The sequence below is a fragment of the Microcoleus vaginatus FACHB-2002 genome, assembly GCF_040004035.1.
Lineage (GTDB): Bacteria > Cyanobacteriota > Cyanobacteriia > Cyanobacteriales > Microcoleaceae > Microcoleus > Microcoleus vaginatus_C.
The window spans coordinates 62880-86791 of the sequence record NZ_JAMPLN010000003.1; the positions used below are offsets into that span (position 1 = coordinate 62880).

Annotated in this window: 20 protein-coding genes; 11 read left to right on the plus strand and 9 right to left on the minus strand. The window is 47.8% G+C overall.

All coding sequences use genetic code 11. The annotated features are described in order from the left end of the window. The first annotated feature begins 472 nt into the window (after window positions 1-472). Window positions 473-913, plus strand: coding sequence for a pentapeptide repeat-containing protein (locus tag NDI35_RS03325; RefSeq protein WP_445311490.1), 441 nt, complete (start codon window positions 473-475; stop codon window positions 911-913). A gap of 152 nt (window positions 914-1065) precedes the next feature. On the opposite strand, the gene crtH is transcribed toward NDI35_RS03325, so the two are convergent. Beyond that, window positions 1066-2610, minus strand: coding sequence for a carotenoid isomerase (crtH, locus tag NDI35_RS03330; protein ID WP_445311491.1), 1545 nt, complete (start codon window positions 2608-2610; stop codon window positions 1066-1068). Further along, window positions 2610-2867 carry a hypothetical protein gene (locus tag NDI35_RS03335; RefSeq protein ID WP_445311492.1) on the minus strand — a complete coding sequence of 86 codons (258 nt, stop codon included), beginning with the start codon at window positions 2865-2867 and terminating at the stop codon, window positions 2610-2612. The genes crtH and NDI35_RS03335 overlap by 1 nt, the downstream gene beginning before the upstream one ends. Before the next feature lie 224 nt (window positions 2868-3091). Here NDI35_RS03335 and upp point away from each other — a divergent pair, with 224 nt between their 5' ends. The 3 genes from upp to NDI35_RS03350 all read left to right on the plus strand — a co-directional run bounded on the left by upp (window position 3092) and on the right by NDI35_RS03350 (window position 4846). Next, window positions 3092-3742, plus strand: coding sequence for a uracil phosphoribosyltransferase (gene upp / locus NDI35_RS03340; protein WP_445311493.1), 651 nt, complete (start codon window positions 3092-3094; stop codon window positions 3740-3742). A 283-nt stretch (window positions 3743-4025) separates the two neighbouring features. Continuing rightward, on the plus strand, window positions 4026-4493 hold the full coding sequence (locus NDI35_RS03345) for a TMEM165/GDT1 family protein (RefSeq protein ID WP_333436568.1): 468 nt from the start codon (window positions 4026-4028) through the stop codon (window positions 4491-4493). A 59-nt stretch (window positions 4494-4552) separates the two neighbouring features. After that, the gene (locus tag NDI35_RS03350; RefSeq protein ID WP_190658036.1) at window positions 4553-4846 is read left to right on the plus strand and encodes a TMEM165/GDT1 family protein; all 294 of its coding nucleotides are present in this window, start codon (window positions 4553-4555) and stop codon (window positions 4844-4846) included. Between the two features lie 443 nt (window positions 4847-5289). On the opposite strand, the gene NDI35_RS03355 is transcribed toward NDI35_RS03350, so the two are convergent. After that, complete coding sequence (locus NDI35_RS03355) at window positions 5290-5796, minus strand: hypothetical protein (protein WP_445311494.1); 507 nt, start codon at window positions 5794-5796, stop codon at window positions 5290-5292. A gap of 322 nt (window positions 5797-6118) precedes the next feature. On the opposite strand from NDI35_RS03355, the gene NDI35_RS03360 reads away from it, so the two are divergent. Further along, entirely contained in the window at window positions 6119-7378 is a 1260-nt protein-coding gene (locus tag NDI35_RS03360) for an MDR family MFS transporter (RefSeq protein WP_445311495.1), read from the plus strand. A gap of 174 nt (window positions 7379-7552) precedes the next feature. Here the strand turns inward: NDI35_RS03360 and hisIE are convergent, their stop codons facing one another. Further along, window positions 7553-8203, minus strand: a complete 651-nt coding sequence (hisIE, locus tag NDI35_RS03365; RefSeq protein WP_333226552.1) for a bifunctional phosphoribosyl-AMP cyclohydrolase/phosphoribosyl-ATP diphosphatase HisIE — start codon at window positions 8201-8203, stop codon at window positions 7553-7555. A gap of 326 nt (window positions 8204-8529) precedes the next feature. Here hisIE and hemL point away from each other — a divergent pair, with 326 nt between their 5' ends. After that, a complete protein-coding gene (hemL, locus tag NDI35_RS03370) occupies window positions 8530-9828 on the plus strand; it encodes a glutamate-1-semialdehyde 2,1-aminomutase (RefSeq protein WP_333059735.1) in 1299 nt (432 codons plus the stop codon). 237 nt (window positions 9829-10065) lie between these two features. Here hemL and NDI35_RS03375 read toward each other — a convergent pair whose 3' ends face one another. After that, a complete protein-coding gene (locus tag NDI35_RS03375) occupies window positions 10066-10467 on the minus strand; it encodes an ExbD/TolR family protein (protein ID WP_445311496.1) in 402 nt (133 codons plus the stop codon). Continuing rightward, window positions 10451-11110: a MotA/TolQ/ExbB proton channel family protein gene (locus tag NDI35_RS03380; RefSeq protein ID WP_445311497.1), complete on the minus strand. Its 660-nt coding sequence runs from the start codon at window positions 11108-11110 to the stop codon at window positions 10451-10453. The genes NDI35_RS03375 and NDI35_RS03380 overlap by 17 nt, the downstream gene beginning before the upstream one ends. 764 nt (window positions 11111-11874) lie before the next feature. Between NDI35_RS03380 and NDI35_RS03385 the strand changes: the two genes are divergently transcribed. From NDI35_RS03385 to NDI35_RS03395, 3 genes are all read left to right on the plus strand, one after another. After that, window positions 11875-13467, plus strand: coding sequence for an energy transducer TonB (locus NDI35_RS03385; RefSeq protein WP_445311498.1), 1593 nt, complete (start codon window positions 11875-11877; stop codon window positions 13465-13467). A gap of 102 nt (window positions 13468-13569) precedes the next feature. Continuing rightward, window positions 13570-14643 carry an MORN repeat-containing protein gene (locus tag NDI35_RS03390; protein ID WP_445311499.1) on the plus strand — a complete coding sequence of 358 codons (1074 nt, stop codon included), beginning with the start codon at window positions 13570-13572 and terminating at the stop codon, window positions 14641-14643. Between the two features lie 629 nt (window positions 14644-15272). After that, window positions 15273-17360, plus strand: a complete 2088-nt coding sequence (locus NDI35_RS03395; protein ID WP_445311500.1) for an acylase — start codon at window positions 15273-15275, stop codon at window positions 17358-17360. Window positions 17361-17567: 207 nt separating this feature from the next. Here NDI35_RS03395 and NDI35_RS03400 read toward each other — a convergent pair whose 3' ends face one another. The 3 genes from NDI35_RS03400 to NDI35_RS03410 all read right to left on the minus strand — a co-directional run bounded on the left by NDI35_RS03400 (window position 17568) and on the right by NDI35_RS03410 (window position 23166). Beyond that, a complete protein-coding gene (locus tag NDI35_RS03400) occupies window positions 17568-18830 on the minus strand; it encodes an MFS transporter (protein WP_445311501.1) in 1263 nt (420 codons plus the stop codon). Between the two features lie 90 nt (window positions 18831-18920). Beyond that, window positions 18921-20066, minus strand: a complete 1146-nt coding sequence (locus NDI35_RS03405) for a PepSY-associated TM helix domain-containing protein (RefSeq protein WP_445311502.1) — start codon at window positions 20064-20066, stop codon at window positions 18921-18923. A gap of 307 nt (window positions 20067-20373) precedes the next feature. After that, window positions 20374-23166, minus strand: coding sequence for a TonB-dependent receptor domain-containing protein (locus NDI35_RS03410; protein WP_445311503.1), 2793 nt, complete (start codon window positions 23164-23166; stop codon window positions 20374-20376). A gap of 16 nt (window positions 23167-23182) precedes the next feature. Between NDI35_RS03410 and NDI35_RS03415 the strand changes: the two genes are divergently transcribed. Together NDI35_RS03415 and NDI35_RS03420 are read left to right on the plus strand one after the other, a co-directional pair. Next, on the plus strand, window positions 23183-23467 hold the full coding sequence (locus NDI35_RS03415; protein WP_445311504.1) for a hypothetical protein: 285 nt from the start codon (window positions 23183-23185) through the stop codon (window positions 23465-23467). Window positions 23468-23706: 239 nt separating this feature from the next. Then, window positions 23707-23871, plus strand: coding sequence for a hypothetical protein (locus NDI35_RS03420; RefSeq protein ID WP_445311505.1), 165 nt, complete (start codon window positions 23707-23709; stop codon window positions 23869-23871). Window positions 23872-23912: the final 41 nt, after the last annotated feature.

The window sequence follows — 23912 nt, forward strand, 5'->3', positions numbered from 1 at the left end:
ATTAAAATTTATTGTTAAAAATGCAGCCGAGATTGGACTGGGGATCAAGCCAGTGACTGCTTTTCCTCTACCTATAAAGGTATAAGCTTATCTTTATTTTAAATTAATTTTTCAGTCTCGTGACACTTTTATTAAAAACAAAGTATTTTATGTAAACTTTTTGCGATAGGATCATCCCTAAAATCATCCCTCGTATTGCGAATTATCTCCATCTTCAGAAAGACACATCGGTTGGCTATATTAGCTAACCTAGAAAAGGTTACTACAAAAATGCACTTTATTAAGTTCGGCAGTGTTAAGTTTTGCGAAATTATGTTTTGCTAGCTTGTCGAGACCATCTATGCGTTGTTGAGGGCAATCGATATCACAGCCCATCTGTGAATTAGATCGCAACTTGCGAAAACAACGGTGGTAAGATTGTAGATATCAACACAAGAAGTTAAATACAGAGTCTGGTGAGGAAAAAAGGATTATGAAACGCAATCTATTAGCCGCTACTTTTTTAATTGCTCCCCTAGTGTGGGCAGGCCCGGCTCGCGCTGAAAATCCCGTTCACGTCCAACAGTTATTGTCAACTGGGCAATGTTTTAAGTGCGACTTGTCAGGAGCAGATTTAACGGGAGCTCATTTAATTGGTGCTGATTTGAGAGAAGCAAATTTACGAGGAGCAAACCTATCTTATGCCAACCTCGAAGGTGCTGACTTGACGGGTGCTAAGTTGACGAGTGCTAACTTAACCGCAGTTTTTCTGACTAATGCGAGTTTAAATGACGCAAACCTCGATCGGGCAGATCTGACCGCGGCCATAATTAACACCGCTGACGTATCCGGCGCATCAATGGAAGATATGACCATCACTGATGCGAAAATCTACAATACCCAAATTGGCGTCGGCGGCAGCTACGACCAGTAAACTCATTAAAAGAATGGAAAACACCAAATTTGAGGTTAAAAACCCGGTTTCTCCCCAGAAACCGGGTTTTTAGTATTTTTGTAGGCTGCCTCGGAGCCTTGCCTTTTATGTCGTATTTCAAGCAAACAATCTGACGCACCCTACCATTACCACTAAAAACCCAAATCAACCGCAATTCGGTGCGCGCAAGCAAACCCAGAAAACGCCACCGCATTTAAACCCTGTCCGGGAAACGTACTGTCGCCCACACAATACAAACCAGGCATAGAAGTTCGATTAAACGGCATTCCCAGCAAACCCATTAGCTTCTGTCGCGGAATCGGCCCGTAAGTTCCATCTTCGCGCCCCAAAAAGCGGCGGTGAGAACGCGCTGTCCCAACTTCCATATAATCCAAACCGACATCTAAACCGGGAAAAATCTTTTCTAATCTTTCAATAATTCTCCCCGCAGCCTCTTCCTTTTTCTCCTCGTATTCCTGCTGCGAAAGTCCTTCCCACTCTTCCATCCAACTCGAAGTAAAAGCGTGAACGATGTGATATCCTGCGGGAGCTAAATCCGGGTCGAGCACCGTCGGAATTGACACCAAAACAGTTCCCTCCGGCGCTTCCATTTTGTCCCAATCTTCTAACAAAATGTGGTGGCAGGCGCTACCCGCAGGGATTACGGCTGCTTCCACTCCCAAATGCAAACTCAAGAAACTGGGGGCTTTTTGATAGCGCTGCTGCCATTTCTTTTCGCTAGCGGGCATCTCTTCTGCCGAGAGCAATTTCTCAAAAGTATCCCACCGCGTGGCGTTAGAAACTATGCGCTTTGCCCGGTAAACTTCGCCGGTTGCTAGCTCGACTCCGACAGCACGGCCGTTTTCTGTAATAATTTTTTTCGCCTTAGCTTTGTATTGAATTTGCCCGCCGCATTTTTCTAATCCTTCTACTAATTTTTGGGCAATTTGACCGACTCCGCCTTTGGGATAATTTATGCCACCGTAATGTCTGTCGGAAAATACCATTCCGGCATTAATCATCGGCGTCAAGTCTGCAGGTACTACAGACCAGTAGTAGCATTCCATGTCGATAAATTTCAGCAAAGTAGGGTCTTTGATGTAGCGTCGCGCAATGTCGCCAGTATTTTGAGGCAGATATTTTACTAATCCCAAACAGGCTAAAGGATTCTGAAAAAAGACTCGGACTAGATATCCGGGTTCTTCTAGGGATAGCAATTCCATCCCGTTGAGGCAGTTAAAGACGTTCCAGCATTCGCCGTAAAATTTTTGGATTCCTTCGCGTTCGTGAGGGAACCTGTCTGTTAATTCTTGCAAGTATTTGTCATAAGGCTGGGGAACTTCAAGTTCCAAGCCGTCGGGTAAGTGATAGTGAAGCTGTACGGGGTCGGGAATAGTTTCTAGAGTGACGTTGACTGCTTTCAGGGCGCGGGTGAGGAGGTTGGTGGTGCCCCGCTGTCCGAAACCAAAAATCATGGAGGCGCCGACATCGAATCTGTAGCCTTCTCGATCGAAATATCCAGCGCTACCCCCCGGAATTGTATAGCTTTCTAGCACTAAAACTTTGGCTTTCTTCGCTGCTAGCTGGGTGGCTGTCACGAGTCCACCAATGCCGGAACCGATGACAATCACATCAAACTCTTGCTGTGTAGGGCGGGAGTTGGGAGAAAATAACTGGGATTGGGTAGGAGCTGACATTAGGTTAAAAATCTTAATATTTCTATGATTTTACAGTCGATCGCTCCCGAAGCAAGAAGTTCGGCAAGAGATTTGTAGCGGATGTAACGGATGTCAGGAAGACCGAATTTCGGCAATGCCCAATGCCCAATATCCAATCCCCAATGCCCTATTCCCGATGCCCGATGCCCCTGCTTCCCAAAAAAATGCGGGAACAGTCTACCATTGCCGACTGCCCCCGTCTGCCGATCCTTTGAGAGGAGAACACTAAAAATCACTATAGCCTTGTTGCTAATTTATGTCAATACTATTGGAAAAATATTTCAATAAGCTGATGGAGGTCGATCGGCGAATGGGTTATAACTCAATCTCTGGCTTGTATGCGCCCTCAAGGATGTGATAAGTTGCACAGAGCGATCGATCGCCCGTTGGGGAAGCCCTCGAAGAAGATCGACCGCACCGCATAACATCCCTCAAACCTAGCACTCTCCCCAATTTTCTAATGTCCCTGCAACTGCGCGTTTACGTTCCTCCACATCCGTTAATTAAACACTGGCTGGCTGTTGCCCGCGACGGCGCCACCCCCTCGGTACTTTTTCGTTCTGCGATGACAGAATTGGGAAGGTGGCTGGCTTACGAGGCGATTCGAGAATGGCTGCCGACAGTGGAAACCACAGTGCAGACCCCTTTGGGCGAATGTCCGGCGACTTTTATCAACCCGGAAGCTCCGTTAGTTGTGGTACCGATTTTGCGGGCGGGTTTGGCACTGCTCGAAGGAATTCAGACGGTTGTGCCGCTGGCTTCGGTTTACCACCTCGGTATGGCAAGAAATGAGGAGACGCTACAACCGACTTGTTATTTGAACAAATTGCCGGCGCAGTTTAACCCGGAAACGCGGGTGATAATTAGCGAGCCGATGCTGGCGACTGGCGGCACGATTATAGCGACTATGCAGGAATTGACGAAGCGGGGAATTGACCCAAGCTTGATTCGGATTATCTCTGTGGTGGCTGCTCCTCCGGCTTTGAAGAGGCTGAGTGCAGAGTACCCGAGTTTGATGATTTACACGGCAACGATCGACGAAATAGTCAACGAACAGGGCTTTATTGTACCTGGTTTGGGAGATGCGGGCGATCGAACTTACGGCACATGAAGCAAGTCAGTCAGTCAATTTTAGATTTTAGATTTTAGATTTTAGATTGACTCGACAGATAAGTCTGGGGGCTTGTAGGCGTCAGCCAATTTTAGATTTTAGATTGACTCGACCGATCGATCTGGGGGTTTGTATCCCTTTTTGGGTGCGGTGAGTGGTTCCAGGAATCAGTTGCTGAAATATCGGGGGAAAAAGATGACCCTGGTTTGGTAAAAGCAGGCACAGAGAGAGTTAGAATCAAAAGTACAAGTCAAAAATAAATAGCTTTTAGCACTCATTGCCCGTGAAACTTGATTCTGTTCCGCCAAGCTTGTCTGCTTCTGACTCAGTAAACCTCAATTATGATTTGCCACAACAGGTACAACTACAAATAAAAGAGGTTACTGAGATTTGTGCTGCTTTAACCCCGGAGCCCGCTGAACTCTCAGTGACTGTAAATCCCGATATTTGTCAGGAACAAAAGAAACTGAAGTCGAAGCACTGGGCAATTTTTGCTTCGACTTTTGCAACTATTTTTTTAGCTGAAATTGGAGACAAAACTCAGCTCGCAGTTTTGTTGATGACGGCTGAATCTCGAAATCCTTGGATCGTGTTTGCGGGTGCGGGTTCGGCTTTGATAGCAACCAGTTTGCTGGGGGTGTTGCTGGGAAGGTGGCTGGCTAGTCGGATTGCTCCGAGAACTTTGGAGAGAGCAGCCGGAGTGATTTTACTGGCGATTTCGGCGGTTTTGCTGTGGGAAGTGCTGGGTTAATTGTCTGCCTGTCGGTAACTCGTAGATTTCTACAATAGCTAACTAAGAACTAAAAAAACATGGACTGGCAACTTTTGGGAATCAGTTTTATTACAGTATTTTTGTCAGAATTGGGAGACAAAAGTCAATTAGCTGCGATCGCCTTGGGCAGCAGTTGTAACTCGCCGCGGGCTGTATTTTTCGGTACGGCGTCGGCGCTGCTGCTGGCGAGTTTAATCGGCGTGGCGATCGGCTTTAGCACGGCAGAGGTGTTGCCGGAACGACTGGTAAAGGGGCTCGCGGCGATCGGATTTGCGGTAATGGGCTTGCGCCTGCTGTGGCCAAAAGCAGATTTACCCGAAGCATCCGAGTAGGGCGTGGCGTCGGTCGATTTTAGACTTTAGATTTTAGATTTTAGATTTACTCCACAGATGAATCTGGGAGTTTGAACAAGAGTCTAAAATTTTGCTCTCTCCACAACAGGAGTCGTTCGCAAGTATCCGTTTTTGGGCGGGTGAGAAAACTTGCAAATATAGTTATCTCAAATTTGTTAGCATCGGAATTATTCCTATCTCTCTTCTCGACCTCTGCGTGAATTAGCGTCAATCCCTTGTCATCTGCGGTTAACATATTCTCTTTTTTTGACCGCAGATGAGGGCAGATAAACACAGATTCACGCAGATGAATACAGAAGGGCTGCAATTCAAGGCTCGTTTTCGATCGCTAAAATTTAAAAAATTAGCGGGGGGCGTGACTTCACGCCCCCCGCTGCTGGTTGAGTTTTTTTTCTGCACTCAACCTCTGAGTATTGTGTCTATTAAACTTGGTTTTGATAGCACCAGCCCAGCAACGTACCGGCGACAGCCAACTTCAGCGCTTCCAATGCAAAATAGCCTTGGTGCAGTAGATTCATCCCGGCGGGCACTTCTGCTGCGGAATCGAACAGATTTAGCTGAATTCCCAAGGCGCTCATTTGGGGTGTCAGGGCGTAGGTGTCAATCAGGGCGATCGCCAGAAGTACCAATGATAATAAGATTGCTGTGCGGCTGCGCTTGCCGAAGTCACCGACTAAATTGCTCAAAACCATCAAACCCGTTGCCACCAGGCCCGAACAGATTAACTCAACCCGGTTGAATCCCCAGAACATTAAATTTCCGGCCGTTGTAAACTCGGGAGATGTCATCATGCCAGATACGTACAGACTGGGCATAATTACTAGATCCAAAATCACGCTAACGCTGAGCCAAAAAATTAGGGCCACCATGACAATTGCTTGCCAGCGCGGTTTGATTGATTCCACTCTTGATGTTGTAATAGCTGTCATATAATTCGACCCTCTAAAATTTTCTTCTGCCTTTTCTAGAGTTTAACTAACTTTTTTCTAAAATTCTGTTAAGTATTTTTAAATTAATGGTAACTTTTGTGTAACATACCCTGAAGAATTGTTAAGCTCACTTATGCTTGTCATTACCTCCGTTAACTAATACTAATTCGGAAAAAGTACGGAATAAATTAATAATTACTAGCAGGAATTATGCACCGCGACTAAAGACATCTGTTGTTGACCCCGATTAAACACCGTAACGTATTTTTTTTATAAAAAATCCGGTTTCTGCGTTCAGAAATAACTCCTAATTTAACTGTATATGCCTAAATTTCAATTATCCTCTTGGTTGCCCCGTCTCCCCCCTCAAGTCTGGATTCTTGCCGCCGGCAGATTCCTCTCCCAAAGCGGCACCGGTTTTACTTTATTTTACGCGCCGATATTTTTTGTCGATGGCGTCGGTTTATCTGCTACTGCTGTTGGGATTGGTTTGGGTAGCGGTTCAGTTTCGGGAATATTCGGCAGAATTTTGGGCGGTTCTTTTTGTGATTCAAAATTTTGGGGAAGGCGGCGAACTTTACTGCTGGCGGCAGTTATTTCGGCGGCCGCTTCTTTTGTACTGGCGGCGACTAATGATTTCGTTGGCTTAATTGCGGGCAATTTACTGATGGGTTTTGGTGTGGGTTTGTATTGGCCTCCAACCGAGACGATGGTAGCGGATTTAACTGAGGGCGAACAGCGACAGGAGGCTTTTGCTTTGACGCGGCTTGCTGATAATTTGGGTTTGCAAGTTGGGATTATTTTGGGCGGTTTGTTGATTGCTGTAACGGGGAATTATCGATCGCTCTTTATTATTGATGGTATCTCGTTTTTAGTGCTGTTTGCGGTGGTGGCGATCGCGATCACCGAAACCTACAAACCAGCTAATCCAGCGGATAGAGGCAAAAAATTTCGGGAAAATGGCTGGATGGTGGCGCTGAGCGATCGAAGTCTTCTAGTTTATGCTTTAGTAAATACTCTGTTCACATTATATATTTCCCAAATCCAAACCACAATGCCGCTGTACTTTAGCAAGTTTGTCGCGGTGGGGACATCGGGCAAAGGCTTTTCAACAGGTACAATTACCGTTTTGTTTGCTTTTAGCACGTTTTTAACTGTGGCTTTGCAACTGCCGGTTGTTAAAGTTTTGAGACCATTTTCTTGTGCGAAAGCTTTGATGATTTCTGCGCTGCTATGGGGAATGGGATTTATCGCGATCGGCTTGACGGGAAGGGCTGCAACTGGCGATCTATTTTTAGCTGTTTTAGGCTTGAGCTTTTTGTCGCTGGCAACTGTTACTTATACGCCTTTTGCTTCGGCTTTGGTGGTGGATTTAGCGCCGGAGTCTTTGCGCGGCGTGTATTTGGCGGTTAGTTCTCAGTGTTGGGCGATCGGCTATTTAATCGGGCCGCCGCTAGGGGGTTTGGCTTTGGATAGAGGTAAATGGGCGGCGGATAATTTTTGGTTGGGTTTGGCTTTGAGTGTGGGCACGGCTATTTTTATATTACAAAAGCTCGATCGAATGTTGAAAAGTAGAATCTAATATTCCGTTGTTCGTTTAGGACTAAGACCAAAAAACCCGGTTTCTGCGTCAATATCTCTCGGTTCGATACCAAGCTTTTTCGGAGAAACCGGGTTTGTGACCCTGCGTGCGTCCAAGACTGTAGTTGTTAGCATTAACAGTCAACAGTCAACAGTTAACCGTCAACTAACTAATTTATTTTCGTCGATCGCCCAATTTGCGGTAAACTTCTCTCAAGTCAACTTGATGGTGAGCCAAAGCAACCAAAGCGTGATAAAATAAATCCGCAACTTCCCCAGCAATCCCCTCTTTGTCGTCATCTTTGCAAGCCATCACAACTTCCGCCGACTCTTCGCCAATTTTCTTGAGAATCTTGTTGTCGCCGCCCTCGAACAACTTGCAAGTATAAGAACTTTCGTTAGGATTGTCGCGGCGATCGCAAATTACCGCAAATAATTGAGATAACATATCCCCTGGCGGCGGTGAAATTTCCCCATCAACTTGGTGAAAACAACTTCTTTCTCCCGTGTGACAAGCAATATCTCCAACTTGTTCGACAGTGATTAGCAAAGCATCGCTATCGCAGTCGTAACGCAGCCCTTTGACATTTTGAACGTGTCCCGAAGTCGCCCCTTTGTTCCAAAATTCAGCGCGCGATCGACTCCAGAACCAGGTTTGCCCGGTAGAGAGCGTTTTTTGCAGGGACTCCCGATTCATCCAGGCCATCATTAACACCGTACCGTCCAAATAATCTTGGACGATCGCAGGCACTAAACCGCGATCGTCGTAACGAATCTTTTCAATTGGGATCGATCGGCTCAAACTCGATAAATCAGTAGTAGACATAATTTTATTTCAACTTGGTAAGATAGATTAACGCTTTCCTGTCGGAGATTTTTTTTTATTAACCGCAGAGAACGCAGAGGAGGGAGAGGAAGAGAGAAGATTGAGCAAGGGAGGGGTAAATTGTCAAGAACTCTTTTACAAAAAATTACACTTTAGGGCTATCGGTGCTAGTGCGACAAAGCCTAAAAAACCCAAGCTAGTATTGCTACTGATTGGTTTGTACCCTAAAATCTACTAGAATAGTTTCCTTGAATCGACCTAACCTTTATGTTGAACTGGCTATAAAATTATTCTACCAACAACAGACGTTCACTAAGGAGAAAACATTGGTTTCCACAACCTTGAAAACGACCAAATCAGAAGAAATTTTCGCTGCTGCCCAGAAGTTGATGCCAGGTGGCGTCAGTTCCCCCGTCCGCGCCTTCAAATCCGTAGGCGGACAGCCCATCGTCTTTGACAGGGTAAAAGGAGCCTACATTTGGGATGTTGACGAAAACCAATACATTGACTATGTAGGCACTTGGGGCCCAGCCATCTGTGGCCACGCCCACCCGGAAGTCATCAAAGCCTTGCACGAATCTTTAGAAAAAGGTACGAGTTTCGGCGCACCATCGCTGTTGGAAAACGTACTCGCCGAAATGGTCATCGATGCCGTTCCCAGCATTGAAATGGTGCGATTTGTCAACTCTGGCACCGAAGCCTGTATGGCCGTTTTGCGGCTGATGCGAGCTTTCACCGGACGCGATAAACTGATTAAATTTGAAGGCTGCTATCACGGGCACGCCGATATGTTCTTGGTAAAAGCCGGTTCCGGCGTCGCAACTCTGGGCCTTCCCGACTCTCCGGGCGTCCCGAAATCCACTACGGCCAATACCCTCAACGCTCCCTACAATGATTTAGAAGCAGTCAAAGCTTTATTTGCCGAAAATCCCGGCGAGATAGCAGGCGTAATTCTCGAACCAGTGGTGGGGAATGCCGGTTTTATTACCCCGGATGCAGGTTTCCTCGAAGGTTTGCGGGAAATTACTAAAGATAACGGTGCTTTGTTAGTTTTTGATGAAGTAATGACCGGTTTCCGCATCGCCTACGGCGGAGCTCAGGAAAGATTCGGTGTCACCCCGGATTTGACTACTTTGGGTAAAGTTATCGGTGGCGGTTTGCCGGTGGGAGCTTACGGGGGCAGGCGGGATATTATGGGGATGGTGGCTCCTGCTGGGCCGATGTATCAAGCGGGTACGCTTTCGGGAAATCCTTTGGCGATGACTGCTGGGATTAAGACTTTGGAATTGCTGCAAAAACCCGGCACTTACGAACAGTTGGATAAGATTACCAAAAAACTGTCCGACGGATTGCTAAAAATTGCTAAGGAAGCCGGACACGCGGTTTGGGGCGGGCAAATTAGCGGGATGTTTGGCTTGTTTTTTGCCGCTGGCCCGGTTCACAATTACGAGGATGCGAAGAAGTCGGATTTGACGAAGTTCAGCCGCTTTCACCGGGGAATGTTGGAGCACGGAATTTATCTTGCTCCTTCGCAGTTTGAGGCGGGATTTACTTCTTTGGCTCATACTGACGAAGATATCGATCGAACTTTGGCTGCAGCGCGTGAAGTAATGGCAAGTATTTAACGTGTGTAGTAAGGATGTTTGTCCTTAAAACTCAGGAATAAATAATTAAAGTCCTTGCTGTTTGTTGGCAGTAAGGACTTTAATTTTTAACTGCTTTATCAAATAAAGTCCTGAATCGTAGAGACTATTCTGGACTACCTTTTAATCAGGCTGACAGGCTTTTTTTAGTAAATTTTCACGGGGTAATTCCTGTTTAATGGTGTAAGGGAATTACAAATTAGTAATTATAGGAACTCTCTACTTTGCCGTAGCAATCCCTAACTTAGCTCCCTTAATTCGGCGTAATCGATCCATAACTTCCACAACATTTCCGTGATTGACGCTTTTATCCGCATTCAGCACAATTAATGAGTTCGGATTTGACCCCATTACCTGTCGCACTGTACTCTCAATCTGCTCTAAGTTGACTGACTTTTTATCAACCATTAATTTTCCCTGAGCGTCAATCGTGACGGTAATTTTAGCAGGCGAGTCCTGAACTTGAGAGGTTGATGCTTTCGGTAAATTTACGGGCAGACCTTCGGATTTGGATAAAGACAAAGAGGAAACAATGAAAAACGTCAATATGGCGAAGGTTACATCAATCAGTGGCACGATGTTAATCTGGGCAATACTCTCAGGTTCATCGGGTAGGCGCATAATTAGATTCTCTTGGTAGTTTTTCGTAGTGGTGACGGTACAATAGCTCTAGCTGGCCTGCGGCTTCCTGAATAAAAGCAATCTGCTGTAAGTAAAACCCGCGAAACATATTGGCAAATAAGAGTGTAAAGATTGCCACCACTAACCCCATTGCCGTAGAAACGAGGGCTTCGCTAATCCCCCCGGTAACGCCCGCGGCATTGGTGCCTGCTGCATCTCCCAGTTTGAGGGAGTCAAAGGTGGTAATTAAGCCCAAAACTGTTCCGAGCAACCCAAATAGCGGGGAGAGGGTGATAATGGTGTCAAATATTGTATTGAATCGCTTCAAAACGGGGATTTCTGCCTGAGCTGCACTCTCTAAGACCAAACGAAATTCTTCGATGTTGGGCGAGTCTAATTCTAATGCTTCCAAAAAAATTCTGGCTAACGGCAAATCAGCGTTTACTTGTAACTTTTTGATGGCGGAATCCGGGTTTTGACTGTAAAGTCTTAGCACTTCCCGGACGACCCGCCGCTGTCGCCGATTCACTTTAAACCAAAAGACAAGACGCTCTAAAATCAGTGCGACTGCTGCGATTGACGAGGCAAGCAGCGGCCAAGAAACAATGCCCCCAGCGCGAAAAATGTAAATGAAATTATCCATTAGTTTGTATTCTCGTTAGCTGTGTTGAGTGAGCGCAAGCTGCCTAATGGTGCAATTAGCCCGATCGAAGGCTGGTAGAGTTTCTGCGTCAAGTCGGCACAAGTGATTCAGGCTGCGAATTGTTTCACTCAAGCGCGATCGCGATCGCGATCGCACAAACGCACTACCTGTATGTGACTATCTTCGTCTGTACCCAAAATGCTCCTAATGTGATCCCGACCGAGATCGCGACAGATTGTTCTGCCAGTGCTTCTTTGCTAAATATTTGCGTTAGGACTTGACAATTATCTTCAATAATTTCAAAGATTCTCAACTAGGTTTCCACAAAATTTAGGGTTTGTCAAGTGATGATCCATCTTTTCACATAAGAATTGGCTATTAATTGCAAAAATAAAATTAGTTTTACTTATTAAGTAATTTTTATGAAAAGCTTGAGAATGTGGAAATTTGTTGGTATATTACCGGCTAGAGTATTGCAGTTAAGGCATTTTTGAATCTTGCCCTGCCAGAATCCGAACATTGACAGCACCCAGGAGAGCGACGTAGACGCCCCCAAAGGAAATGCTGATTGGTAGCGTCTAGTGGCTATCTCAAAATTAAATAATGAAAATTAATTGCAAGAGTCTTGAACAGGGTGACAGTGTTCTTATAGGATGGGTAGGTTCATCATTCATAGCAAGCTCAACAGGCTGTTGGTAGCTTGTTTCGGGTTAGGTCGGGGAGCCAGCGAGGATGTTGTCATCCATAAAGGAGATTGATAAGGCATGAGTTTTTCAAATATTTCGGCGACGCAAAGACAACAACAAGAAGAAGCTCTCAAAAAAGTTCTGGCGCTCAGTCTGTTAGGCTCAGCCTTCCTGCACGGTGTCGCGCTGCCGTTGAGCCTCAACTTGGTCAAACCTGCTGAATTTGCAGAGGAGCCCATTGAAGTTGTTGTGCTTGATGAACCCAAAGTAGAGGAAATCCAGCCAGAGCCGACTATTCCAGAAAAGGTATCTCCCCCGCCTGAGACTTTCAAACCAGAACCGCCACCAGAGCCAACTCCCCCAGAGGAGTCACCCGTAGCCGCAACGCCACCGCCGATTCCAGAGGAGCAGCCCGTAGCGGTAACGCCACCGCCGATTCCAGAGGAGCCACCGGTAGCGGTAACGCCACCGCCGATTCCAGAGGAGCCACCGGTAGCGGTAACGCCACCGCCGATTCCAGAGGAGCCACCGGTAGCGGTAACGCCACCACCAGAGATTAAGAAAGAGCTGCCATTAACGGAAACTTCGCCACCAACTCCTATCGAGCCTTCCCCCCCACCTCAACAGGATTTCAATTCCCCAGAAACTCCTCAAACCCCGATCGCCAAGGAACCCGAAACCCCCTCGCCCGATCCTCCAAAAATTGATAGCCCCAGCACAACGGCGAGCCAGGAACCCCCTCCCAGTGAACCACCCGTTACCGCCTCCCGCCCCAAGGGCGCTGCGAGTCTCCCAGACTTTACAAAAAATGGTGGAAATCCCAACTCCTCCGACAGCCCTGAAAAAAATAACCCGCTTTCGTCATCTGCTTCGGCGGGTAGCGGGGAACCTTCCTCCGAGCCATTAAATCCTTCTTCCGGGCCCATACAGCGATCGCCCACCGCTGGATCGCCAGTCACAGCTACTAGGCCAGGAGGCAGTGGCAATTCTGGAAATGCGATCGGGGATCTCACAAACCCCTCCTCCTCTGATAGCCCCGGAGGAAGTGCGTCGAACTCACCATCCGGTGCCAGCAAAAATGGCGACATACCTTCTGATGAGCCATTTGCGGCTGGTTCGGGGCGATCGCCCCGATCACCTGCTGCTGGGTCGCCAGTCACGGCCACCAGGCCAGGCGGCGGCAATTCTGGAAATGGGAGCGGAGGTTTAGGAAACCTCGCCTCCTCTGGTAGCCCGGGAGGTGGAACCCCTGGAGGCGGCAGCCCTGGAGGAAGTGCATCGAACTCATCACCCGGTGGAGGTGGAAATGGCGGCGGGGGTTCGTCAGGGCCATTTGGCAGCGGTTCCGGGCCAGTGCCAAAACCGACAAATCCAGGAAGAGGGGGGAGTCCTTCGCGTCCTCCCGGCGGGTCTCTGACCACTTGTATTAGTGGGTGCGGTAAACCTAACTATCCGAGCGCAGCCAGAGAAGAAGGGCGCGAAGGCCAAGTGGAACTCATTTGTGACATTGACCCCAGCGGTAAGACATCCAACATCAAGATATTGACTCCTAGCAAATACAACGACTTGAATCGCGCAGCGATGAAACAAGTACAAGAAAGGAAATATGCCCCATCCGAGAGTGGCATTCCAGGGGAAAGAATAGTCATTATCTTCCGGCTGACTGACTAGGGATTTTTTTGAGACTCTAGCAATTTGGCTGGGAATTCTCTAGCACCGTCCAAGGAATAGCAAAGTTAAAAGTTGAATTTTTTGTGAATTATGAATTTGGGAATGTCGTCAGCAATATTAAGTAAACTTCAGCGAGTTGGACTCGCTCTATTACTTGGTTCCAACTTGGGAATAGCTGTGTTGTTTGCCAACCCACACAGCGCAATGGCAGGAGTAATTACTTTACCCGATGGCGGACGTTGCGAGGGAGAATTGAGTGAGGGAAAACTCAGCGGCCCCGGCATTTGTCAATATGCCAACGGCGATCGCTACGAAGGCCAATTTCTCAACGGCCAACCTCACGGTAAAGGTATCTATACCTTTAAAGAAGAAGGTCGATACGAAGGAGAATTTGCCTTGGGTGAATTCAACGGTCAAGGTGTCCGCGAATTTGCTAACGGCAACCGCTACGAAGGTACTTTTAAAAATGGTGAGTTCGACGGTACAGGCACTTTTACCTCAACTAACGGCATTCGTTACGAAGGCTCTTTTACTAATGGTTCTCCCAGCGGTCGAGGGGCTTTTACCTTCAGTAATGGCACTCGTTGCGAAGGAGATATTAAAGAAGGAAAAGTTAACGGCAAAGGCGTCTGTCAATATGCTAATAAGAACCGCTACGAAGGAGAGTTGCTGAATAACTTGCCTCACGGGCAGGGAATTTATACTTTTGCTGAAGGAGGTCGTTATGAGGGGCAATTTAGTGAAGGGCAGTTTCACGGTAAAGGGGTTCGCGAATATCCGAACGGCAACCGCTATGAAGGAGAGTTTATGAAGGGCAACATTCAAGGTCAGGGGCTGTTTACTTTTAAAGAAGGGGGACGTTATCAAGGCCCGTTTGACAATGGAGAATTTAGTGGTGAAGGTGTCCGTGAGTTCGCCAATGGAGATAGCTATAAAGGCAATTTTGTCAAGGGTAAAATGAGCGGGAAAGGAGTTTACATTTTTGCGAATCGCGATCGCTGCGAAGGCGAATTTAGCGATGGTCAGTTCAACGGCAAAGGTACCTGCATTTACGCCAATGGCGATCGCTATCAAGGTGAATTCCTCAACGGCCAGAAACACGGGCAAGGTTCCTACATTTATGCAGATGGAACGAAAGTAGAAGGAAATTGGCAACAAGGTCAAATTAAAAAATAACCTTATAACCTATCTCGCCCTTCTTGTTTACCCCCCCTCCTCACTAATGACATTAATGCGCTTTACAGCCGACACACCGGCGTTTTATAGCGCTTTTCAAGTTGGTGAGCGTAGCGGAGGGCTTTTAATTTCACATCCGATTTACACAGGGTCTTTTTTCGGATTTTCTGGATGGCTCGAAGAGGTGTTATTTTTGGGATCATCTCATATTTGTAAAAACACTTCTTCTTCCTCCTTCCTTCTGATTCTTTCCTCCTGACTCCTGGCTCCTGGCTCCTAACTCCAATTTCTAGCTTGGCTGCAAAAGTGAGATGCTCCCTTATTCTTTTTACCGCAGATGGAGGCAGATAGACGTAGATAGGTTACGTTTTTGGGCATCGGATTTGGTAGAATTTTCTCCCTTGTTCTCCATAAAAAAGATTTAAATCCTCGGCGTTTTGTTCGTGCAGCTTGTTGAAAATGCTGTTATATCGTTTCCGGTTGCATCGGAATAATAAAATCGAGTCAACAGTTAACACTCAACCATTCAGTTTTTCGACCCGCCCGTCAACAGTCAACAGTCAACAATCATTCCAGTGCAACCGGAATTGATATTATGTCTCAGTTTAACCCTAGCCAATTAATTTCCAGTGTTTCTACAACTAAAAAAACAAGGCCGGCGGATTGTCTCGTTATTAATGAGTTTTATTTTAGTTTTACTTCTAAATAATGGGGTTCAATCCTCGCCTGAAATCGGCAATCAAATTCTTTGGGATACCTATGGAATTCCACATATTTATGGAGAGAATACTAAAAGCCTTTTCTACGCTTTTGGGTGGGCGCAGATGCAAAGTCACGGTAATCTGATTTTGCGTCTTTACGCACAAGCTCGCGGGCAAGCGGCCGAGTTTTGGGGCGAAGATTATCTGGAATCCGATCGCTGGGTGCAAACTATGGGAATTCCTAATCGCGCAAATGCGTGGTATGAATCACAAACTCCCATTTTTCGCAACTATCTCGATGCTTTTGTTGGCGGAATGAATGCCTATGCAAAAGAACACCTAGAGGCGCTCACCGAAGAATTAAAGGTAGCATTGCCCCTCAAACCGGTAGATGTATTGGCACACGCGCAACGTGTCATCAATTTTACTTTTATAGTCGAGCCAGAGCGCCTTGAAGATATCGCTGAAAATGATACCCCCAAAGGCTCTAATGGTTGGGCGATAGCTCCTTCCCGTTCTGAAAGCGGCAATGCCATGCTATTGGCAAATCCTCACCTTCCTTGGTCGGATTTATATTTATGGTACGAAGCGCAACTGATTGCCCCAGAAATTAATGCTTACGGAGCGACTCTCGTTGGATTTCCTGTATTAACGATCGCCTTTAATGACAACTTGGGATGGACTCATACTGTCAACACTCACGATGGCTGGGATGCCTATGAATTGCCCCTCGCTAACGATGGCTATCGCTTCGATGGCGAAGTCCGAAAATTTGACAGAGAAGAGAAGGTTTTAAAAGTCAAAGAAAAGAATGGGAATTTGCGATCGGAATCTCTAGTCGTGCGGCGTTCTGTTCACGGGCCGATTGTTACAGAAAAACAGGGCAAAGCGATCGCCCTGCGCGTTGTCGGACTCGAACAGTCCGGTGCTTTAGAGGAGTGGTGGGATATGGCGCGGGCAAGGAATTTCAATGAATTTGAGGCGGCTTTAAAGCGCTTGGAAATTCCTATGTTTACCGTCATGTATGCCGATCGTGAGGGGCATATCATGCACTTGTTTAACGGTCAAGTCCCCATACGCAAAAAAGGAGATTTTAAATACTGGTCAGGTACGATCGCAGGCAATACGTCAGAGACTTTGTGGAGCAAAAATCATCCCTATGCGGATTTGCCGCGCGTTGTCGATCCGCCCAGCGGTTGGTTGCAAAATACCAACGATCCGCCTTGGACGACGACGTTTCCCAGCGCGATCGCACCCGATAATTATCCCGCCTACATGGCACCGCGCGGCCCGATGGACTTGCGATCGCAGCGATCGGCAAAAATGCTGTTAGAAGATGAAAAAATCTCTTTCGAGGAATTGATGCAATACAAACATTCCACTCAGGTAGAACTCGCCGATCGCCTCCTGGATGATTTAATTCCCGCCGCACGGCAAGGCAGTGCTCAAGCGCGCCGCGCTGCGGAAGTTCTCGCCACTTGGGATCGCAAAGTCGATGCTGACAGTCGCGGTGCAGTGCTGTTTGCCTTTTGGAAAAAAGCGATGGATGCCGATAAGTTATTCGCTAAACCTTGGAGCGAAGATGCGCCGCTAACGACGCCAGACGGGTTGGCAAATCCTGCGGAGGCGGTGCGGGTGCTGGAAGCGACAGCAACCAAAGTTGAGGTAACTTATGGCGCGTTAGATGTGGCATGGGGGGAAGTCTTCCGATTGCCTGGGGAGGCGAATCTGCCTGCAAATGGAGCTGACGGTGCTTTGGGTGTATTTCGCTCAGTATGGTTCGCTCCTGGGAAAGACGATCGCTTTCAAGCGGTTGCGGGCGATTCTTTTGTCGCTGCGATTGAGTTCTCGAAGCCGGTCAAAGCGATGGCGCTAAACAGTTACGGCAACGCCAGTCAACCTGGTTCGCCCCACGCCGGCGATCAGTCGCAGCTCTTTGCTCGCAAGGAATTGCGCCCTGTATGGCGATCGCGATCGGAAATTGAAGCTCACCTGAGTTCGCGCCAAAAACTATAGCAGAAGGAAGTTCGGCAACGGATTTTGTAACGGATGTAACGGATGTAAAGGATAGAAGGAAGTTCGGCAACGAGCAATGTACCGGATGTAACGGATGTAAAGGATAGAAGGAAGTTCGGCAACGAGCAATGTACCGGATGTAACGGATGTCAGGAAGAGGGAAGAAGGAACAAGGAAGAAGTTAAAAGACCTCTTTCCGTTTCCCGTTTAGGCATCTCGCAGCAGTCGGCAAGCATACCCACTGACTGCAACGAGCAATAAGCCCAGCGAGGAGATAGCGTATAACAAAGCCATGCCAGCACCGGCACCTGTCCCGATAATTGGACCAAAAATAGCTGCTAAAAAACCTCCCGGTTGCATGGCGGGTTCAAAGACGCGATCGGCAAGGGGCCCTGCGATCAATAAACCGATCGCTGACGCCAATTGCACGATGACTGCTCTGGTAGCAAAAACGCGCCCCTGTACTTCGGGTGCGACTTTCGCCAGCCAGATTGCCTCGTTGGAACTGCCGAGGATGGGGAAATTGAAAGACGAACAAAATTGAGCGGGAATCCAGATGGAAAGCGCCTGACCAAAAGCAAAGACTATTTTACTCAAGCCCGCGCCTGCCATGCCGAACAGAAAGCCCCGGATTCGGCGTTTGGGGCCGCCCCAAATACTGACGATCGATGCTCCTAAAACACCGCCTGCGCCGGCGGCTGAAAGGATAGTACCGAGGATTCTGGCATTGTTGCCAGTGCGTGCCAGAATCATCGGTGAGTAGAGGGCCGCGCCGATGTCGTGAGCAAACCAGAATAGCGAAACGGACGCCAGCAAGGCAAGCAGGCTGGGACGCTCGACGATGTAGCGGAATCCGAAGCTGAGTTCTTGCAATAGGTGGAAGCGAGTCGGCTGGGGATTGGAGGCGATCGCGGGCTGGGGTATTTTGACAGATACTAGCGTGGCGATCGCTATTGTAAAAGTTGCCAGGTCGATCGTAAAAATCCCGCTCAACCCGATCGCAGAATAGAGAATCCCCGCCAGCGTCGGAGCAATAATACTCGCACCGTAACTTGCCAAAAAACTTAAACTGCTAGCGCGGCTGTAATGCTTTTCTGGCATCATTGTGGCGATGGCTGCTGAGTAAGCTAACTGCTGAATTTGGTCAAAAATTCCGTTAACCGCACCCGCTACATATATATGCCATATTTGCAGGTTTTGGCTGATATAAAGTAATAGGATAGCCAGCGTTAACAGAGCTGAAACCGTATCGCCGATCGCCATCAAAAATTTTCGATTACAGCGATCGACGAGAATGCCAGCAACCGGAGCGAGAAAGATGCGCGGCAATTGAATAAAAAAAATCAACAAAGCCAAAGCCGTCACTTGACTGGTGGACTCCCAAATCCAAATAGTCAGCGCAAACGCGGACATAGCGCTGCCAATCATCGAAGCTGCTTGTCCGAGCCAGAGTTGAATAAATTTTTGCATTAAATAAGCGATTGATAGGATTTAAAATTCAGAGAATCGGGGTTTTTAGGCAGGAGAATGACACCCGCATCAAACCGCACGCCGCTATCCTTAAAACCAAGGCCATTGCTGGCTCAGTGGAGATAATTCTTCATATTGCTGTCTCGCCTCCTTGCGGTAAAATTTCGCCAAATGCCGCTGCCGCCACATTAGTACGCCCGTAACAAACAGTAGCATCGCTGCTAATCCTGCGATCGCGTGTACAAGTCGCAAGTAAATTCCGCCATAGCTGCCAATATGTAGCGGATAAAGCGAGTTGAGAATTCGATTTGCTACAGAAGCTGAATTTACACTGTCAGCCTGCAATATTTTGCCACTATATTGGTCGAGATAAATGGTGCTAATCCCGTTTGGGTGCGGGTCATTGGGAAATTTTTTCCGTACCTTAAAAGTTTCTTCAGGTGTCAAAGGCAGAGAAATAAAAGTGGTTTTAGCTTCTGTCCAAACGGTATTAACTTGCTGTAATATTTCGTCAATGTTTTGCCTAGAACTGCTAGACTGGTGATTAGAAGTCAAGGCTAGCTGTGGCTTTTCATTCGTTAGCCAATACAAGGTCGATTCAACTGGCGTGTAAAAAATTATCGCTGTCCCTGTAGCAGAGATTAGTATGAGGAAAGCGACCGATACAATGCCAGAAACATTATGTAAATCAAATACAGTCCGCTGCCAGTGAGCTTGCCAATTAATAGAAAATCCGCGAGCCAAATTGCGCCAACCCGTCCACAATACCAAACCCGTAAAAGTTAGTCCTAGCATTACTAGACCACAAATACCGACAACAAGATGACCGAATTCTCCTCCCGCTAATTCCGCGTGTAACCTCAAAATAAAACCTGTAAAAGTTTGTTTTCCTAGGCGCGCGCCCGTAATTTCTCCGCTGTAAGGATTGACATAAACGCTAACTATTTCCTCACTCTTTGACAGCATCCAAACTTGGCAAACTTCCTTCGCTGACCGCGGCAGCAAGATACTAAGAGCTTGATTTTGCGGATAAGCTTTTTCGACAATTTGCAGGACATTTTCCAGCGGTATCTGTTCGGCTTGAGGAATGACTTGCAGGAGTTGGGGATTGAAGAACCGCTCGATTTCGGGACTGAAAACCAGCAAGCTACCCGTTAAAGCAATTACTGCTAGAAATATTCCTACCACCAACCCCAAATACAAGTGCAGTTTGAATGCGAGTTTGCGGAACTTCATCTCGAAATTTTCCTCGAAACCGTTATTTGTAGGGGTCGTGCCCCCGTGCCGACCCCTCCCCACCAAAGAAATTCTAAGTATTTCAGGGATTGCGGCAGCCACGGGGGGCAGCCCCTACAAGAGAATGAAACAGCCCTGCCTGAGCAAGGGGGTAGATTTGTAACCAGCAACTTGGGTCTCTAGAGGGAGAGCCACTCTTGTTATAATAATTTCCAGAAAAATACCTGATAGCAAGAGTTGGGCTGCCAGCGCTTTCCTCGCAAGCCCCTACTTTTGCCTCAGCATGAAATCCCCAGGCGATAAATAATTACCAGTTAAGACGGTAATTAACACTGAGAGTCAAACCTCTGCCTGCATAATTAGAGCTGTCCGCGCCAAATCCAGCGAAGTATTGGGAGATCACAGGAAAATATTGATTATTCAATAAATTCTCGACTTTGACTTGTAGCAGCCCAGAGCCAATTTTAACCGCGCTGACGTAATCCACAGTGAGATAGCTGCTAATCGGGCCGCCATCCGAGCCGTCTTTGAAGGCTTGATCGCGATTTCCAGAATATAAGAACTGTAACCGATTGTTCCATCCCGGCAAAGTTTCGTTTTGAACATAAGCTGTTAGCTTGAACGGTGGAATTCGGCTGCTATCGAGGGCAAGGGAACGGCCAGTGTCGTCGTCATATTCGCCTTGAATATAAGTAGCAGTCCCGCCGAGCGACCATGCTCGTGCAGGTTGCCAATCCACAGTCCCTTCTAAGCCGTAAATGCGTTCTGGGGCGCGGGTTAGTTGCAGGCGACCTGTGTTGCCAAGTGGTGTAAAATTCACTCCCAGATCGGAGGTATTGTAAAAAGCGGCAAGCGACATTTGCACGGATTGCCACCCTCCTCGAATGCCAATTTCGTAGTTGTTGACTTTTTGCGGTTGAGTTACTTCTAACGAAGATTCAATTCCGACAAAATTGTCGGGGGGTTCGCGGAGGATGCGGCCGAAATCTGGAACTGAGAAACCTTGAGAAAAGTTGCCAAATACGTTGAAGGTATCATTAATTTTATAGACAGCCCCTGTATTAAATAGGGTGGCGTTAAAATTGCGATCGCCTCCTTGGATCTGACGCTCATTAAAAGTGGTATAATCATTGACTTCTAACCCGATGCGCTCGTGACGTATCCCGCCACTTAGAATGACGATATCGTCAATATTCCATTCCATTTGACCGAAAAAGCCAAGGCTGTTGTAAGTGTAGGGAGGAACGAAAGGACGCGAGGAAATTTTCCGGTAAACCCGGCCGCCACTTGCGTCAAATCTCTCCGGGTCGTACAAGTCGAAACGCTGTCTGCTATCTTCAGTAATATAGTCAGAACCCCAAGTTAATCGAAGATTTTCGGCGCGGGATAAAGGAGTGGTGATCGCCAGTCTACCTCCTATTTGTTCGTTCTCGCCTCGCGAACCACCAACGCCGATAAAGGGACCAAAGAAATCCGACGTACGGAAATCCGAAGGAACGCTTGTATTGGAATTCGTCCGATAGTAGATTTGACTTTGAAGGCTGCTGCCAAAAAGGTTTTGGTTGGTGTAACTTAGGTTGACCTGTGTACTTTTATTTCCCGGTGTTGCCCCGTCGATATCCAAATTTCCGGTTCGGATACCGCGGGCTTTTTGCCGTCCTTCCTGGTCGTCAACGCTAAAGTCTGGAATCACATTGGGATCTTGGGTTTCCCGATAGTGATTGACTGTTAGTTGCAGCCGCTGTTGGGTGTCCAAATCTACCCCGACTTTGCCCATGACGTTGAAGAGGGTGCTGCTATCTCCGCCGAGTTCATAAAAGGGAATGCGATCGCCTTTGGCATCGTAAAAAGCTCCACTTCTAGAGAGCGAGACAGTGCCGGTCATATCGAAATTGCCACTTCGGCCAGAAATCGTCTGCTGAGCGTTAAAGCCTAGAGCATCATCTGTGTTTGTTAAAGCGCTACTGACGCCCACTTCAGTAACAGCAGTTAGCCTTTCCTCAGTTGGCCGACGAGTAATAATATTAATCACGCCACCTGTAGCTTGAGCGCCGTAGATTGCGGTAGACCCCCGCACTACTTCAACACGTTCGATCGCGCTGGGATCGATGTTTCTATAATCTCTGCCAAAAGATTGAAGATTAGTACCTTGTGGCACGCCGTCAATCAGAACGGAAACATCGCGACCCCGCAAAGTTTGTCCATAAGTGGCAGTCAATTGAGTCGGGGGCGCGAAACCGGGAACCTGCTTTGCCAGAGCTTCCCCGATATTTCTCGATTGCCCTACCTGCTGCTGAAGTTCTTCTGAGTCTACCACCGTTATAGAGCGCGGCACGTTCGTCACTCTTTCTGCGGTTCGCGTTGCAGTGACGACGATTTCAATCGGGTCTCTCCCCACCTGTGGCGTTCCGGGTGGCTGTGTCTGTGTTCCTGGTGGCTGCGCGGTCGGCGGTAAGGGTTCTCCCGGCGTTCCTGGTGGCTGCGCGGTCGGCGGTAAGGGTGATCCGGGCGTCCCTGGCGGCTGCGCTGTCGGCGGTAAGGGTGATCCGGGTATCCCTGGTGGCTGCGCTGTCGGTGGCAAAGGTTCTGCGGGTATCTCTACCTGCTGCCCTGTCGATGGCAAGGGTGCTGCGGGTGTCCCCGGCTGCTGTGTTGTAGGAGCCGGTGCAGGCGGGCGAGCAGTCATCTGCGAGGTGGGTTGTAAGCTGAGAATCAGACCCGCAGCATTAGGAATCACCCGTGCCACTGGTTGACCCCTCTCACCAATCACTTTGATTCGGATGCTGTTGTTATCTAAAGGAGTAACGGTGACAGAAGCAATTCCCGCAGCCGGTTTGTCTTGACGAAACTCATTTCCCCCCGGTAGTCGCAGTTGAGCGGTAATGGCATCAATTTGTAAAGTTTCGCCAAAGGTGGTGGTGAAGACTTGCAGGGGTCTTCCATCTTCAGTGTCTAGGATGATTTCAATGCCTTCTGACGTGGGGTTGAGGCGAACGCCCGTCACCTGCGCGATGTTGGAAGCGCACGCCGGCCCAGCGACTACCGCCGACACGACTCCTGCCAGCCCAAGGCTATTTAATAATTTCTGCGATCTCTTCATTACTCTTGAATCAACAATGAATGGAATTTCGGATATGTGGTTTGCGTTGCTTGCACAACATGATTTGTGGCAGCGTTGCTGCTCTTGTTTACCTCTTGAAACTGACCTGCGGAAGATACGACCTAGTTGTCGGGCGCACTTCGAGCCGATTCTCCCGTCGCTAGCAGCCTTTGTCTGGCAGGAAGCGCGTGAGGACGAACGCCTCAGTCCGGTGGCGCTCTGGACGATCGCGCACGGTGGGCACCTTCCTCGGTTAAAGGAAGTAGTCGCTGGACGCTTAATGAGAAAGTGCCTTAATTAGATAACACAGCAGTTACATCTGTCAAGAGTTAACTAATGAAAACTAATTGCATTTTAAGATAGGGGGTCAGACCCATCTAGCTAGTTGTGCACCACTTGCCTATTATGCTTGCTGTCAGGGCTAGACAAACGATCGCCTACAATGCTATGGCAAGAGTTAGAAAAGATTGTCATATAGGAAATGATAGGAGTCAACAAACTTGCAAAAGACTCTTGACAATAAATGTCATCTAACCTACTATGCTTAAAGTCGATAGCCGTAAAGCCCCCGAAGCTGATATCGAAGCTGACTCGGACTGCAATCGCCCCGGAGCCATTGCCGAACAGCCCGATCGACAACAAAACGTGAAAACAAGCGCTAATACCCGGATTGAAGACTCAAACGCGCTGATGGGAGACTCGTAACGCCCGACAACTGTTCACAAAAAGTCTATGTGAAAAGAATT

What these genes read in the sequence shown, in the direction of transcription:
- NDI35_RS03385 (WP_445311498.1), top strand. Translation starts at nt 11,875, where the DNA reads ATGAGTTTTTCAAATATTTCGGCGACGCAAAGACAACAACAAGAAGAA.
- NDI35_RS03360 (WP_445311495.1), top strand. Translation starts at nt 6,119, where the DNA reads ATGCCTAAATTTCAATTATCCTCTTGGTTGCCCCGTCTCCCCCCTCAA.
- upp (WP_445311493.1), top strand. Translation starts at nt 3,092, where the DNA reads ATGTCCCTGCAACTGCGCGTTTACGTTCCTCCACATCCGTTAATTAAA.
- NDI35_RS03415 (WP_445311504.1), top strand. Translation starts at nt 23,183, where the DNA reads ATGAATGGAATTTCGGATATGTGGTTTGCGTTGCTTGCACAACATGAT.
- NDI35_RS03350 (WP_190658036.1), top strand. Translation starts at nt 4,553, where the DNA reads ATGGACTGGCAACTTTTGGGAATCAGTTTTATTACAGTATTTTTGTCA.
- NDI35_RS03410 (WP_445311503.1), bottom strand. Translation starts at nt 23,166, where the DNA reads ATGAAGAGATCGCAGAAATTATTAAATAGCCTTGGGCTGGCAGGAGTC.
- NDI35_RS03380 (WP_445311497.1), bottom strand. Translation starts at nt 11,110, where the DNA reads ATGGATAATTTCATTTACATTTTTCGCGCTGGGGGCATTGTTTCTTGG.
- NDI35_RS03355 (WP_445311494.1), bottom strand. Translation starts at nt 5,796, where the DNA reads ATGACAGCTATTACAACATCAAGAGTGGAATCAATCAAACCGCGCTGG.
- NDI35_RS03405 (WP_445311502.1), bottom strand. Translation starts at nt 20,066, where the DNA reads ATGAAGTTCCGCAAACTCGCATTCAAACTGCACTTGTATTTGGGGTTG.
- NDI35_RS03420 (WP_445311505.1), top strand. Translation starts at nt 23,707, where the DNA reads ATGCTTAAAGTCGATAGCCGTAAAGCCCCCGAAGCTGATATCGAAGCT.
- NDI35_RS03390 (WP_445311499.1), top strand. Translation starts at nt 13,570, where the DNA reads ATGTCGTCAGCAATATTAAGTAAACTTCAGCGAGTTGGACTCGCTCTA.
- NDI35_RS03375 (WP_445311496.1), bottom strand. Translation starts at nt 10,467, where the DNA reads ATGCGCCTACCCGATGAACCTGAGAGTATTGCCCAGATTAACATCGTG.
- NDI35_RS03400 (WP_445311501.1), bottom strand. Translation starts at nt 18,830, where the DNA reads ATGCAAAAATTTATTCAACTCTGGCTCGGACAAGCAGCTTCGATGATT.
- NDI35_RS03325 (WP_445311490.1), top strand. Translation starts at nt 473, where the DNA reads ATGAAACGCAATCTATTAGCCGCTACTTTTTTAATTGCTCCCCTAGTG.
- hisIE (WP_333226552.1), bottom strand. Translation starts at nt 8,203, where the DNA reads ATGTCTACTACTGATTTATCGAGTTTGAGCCGATCGATCCCAATTGAA.
- crtH (WP_445311491.1), bottom strand. Translation starts at nt 2,610, where the DNA reads ATGTCAGCTCCTACCCAATCCCAGTTATTTTCTCCCAACTCCCGCCCT.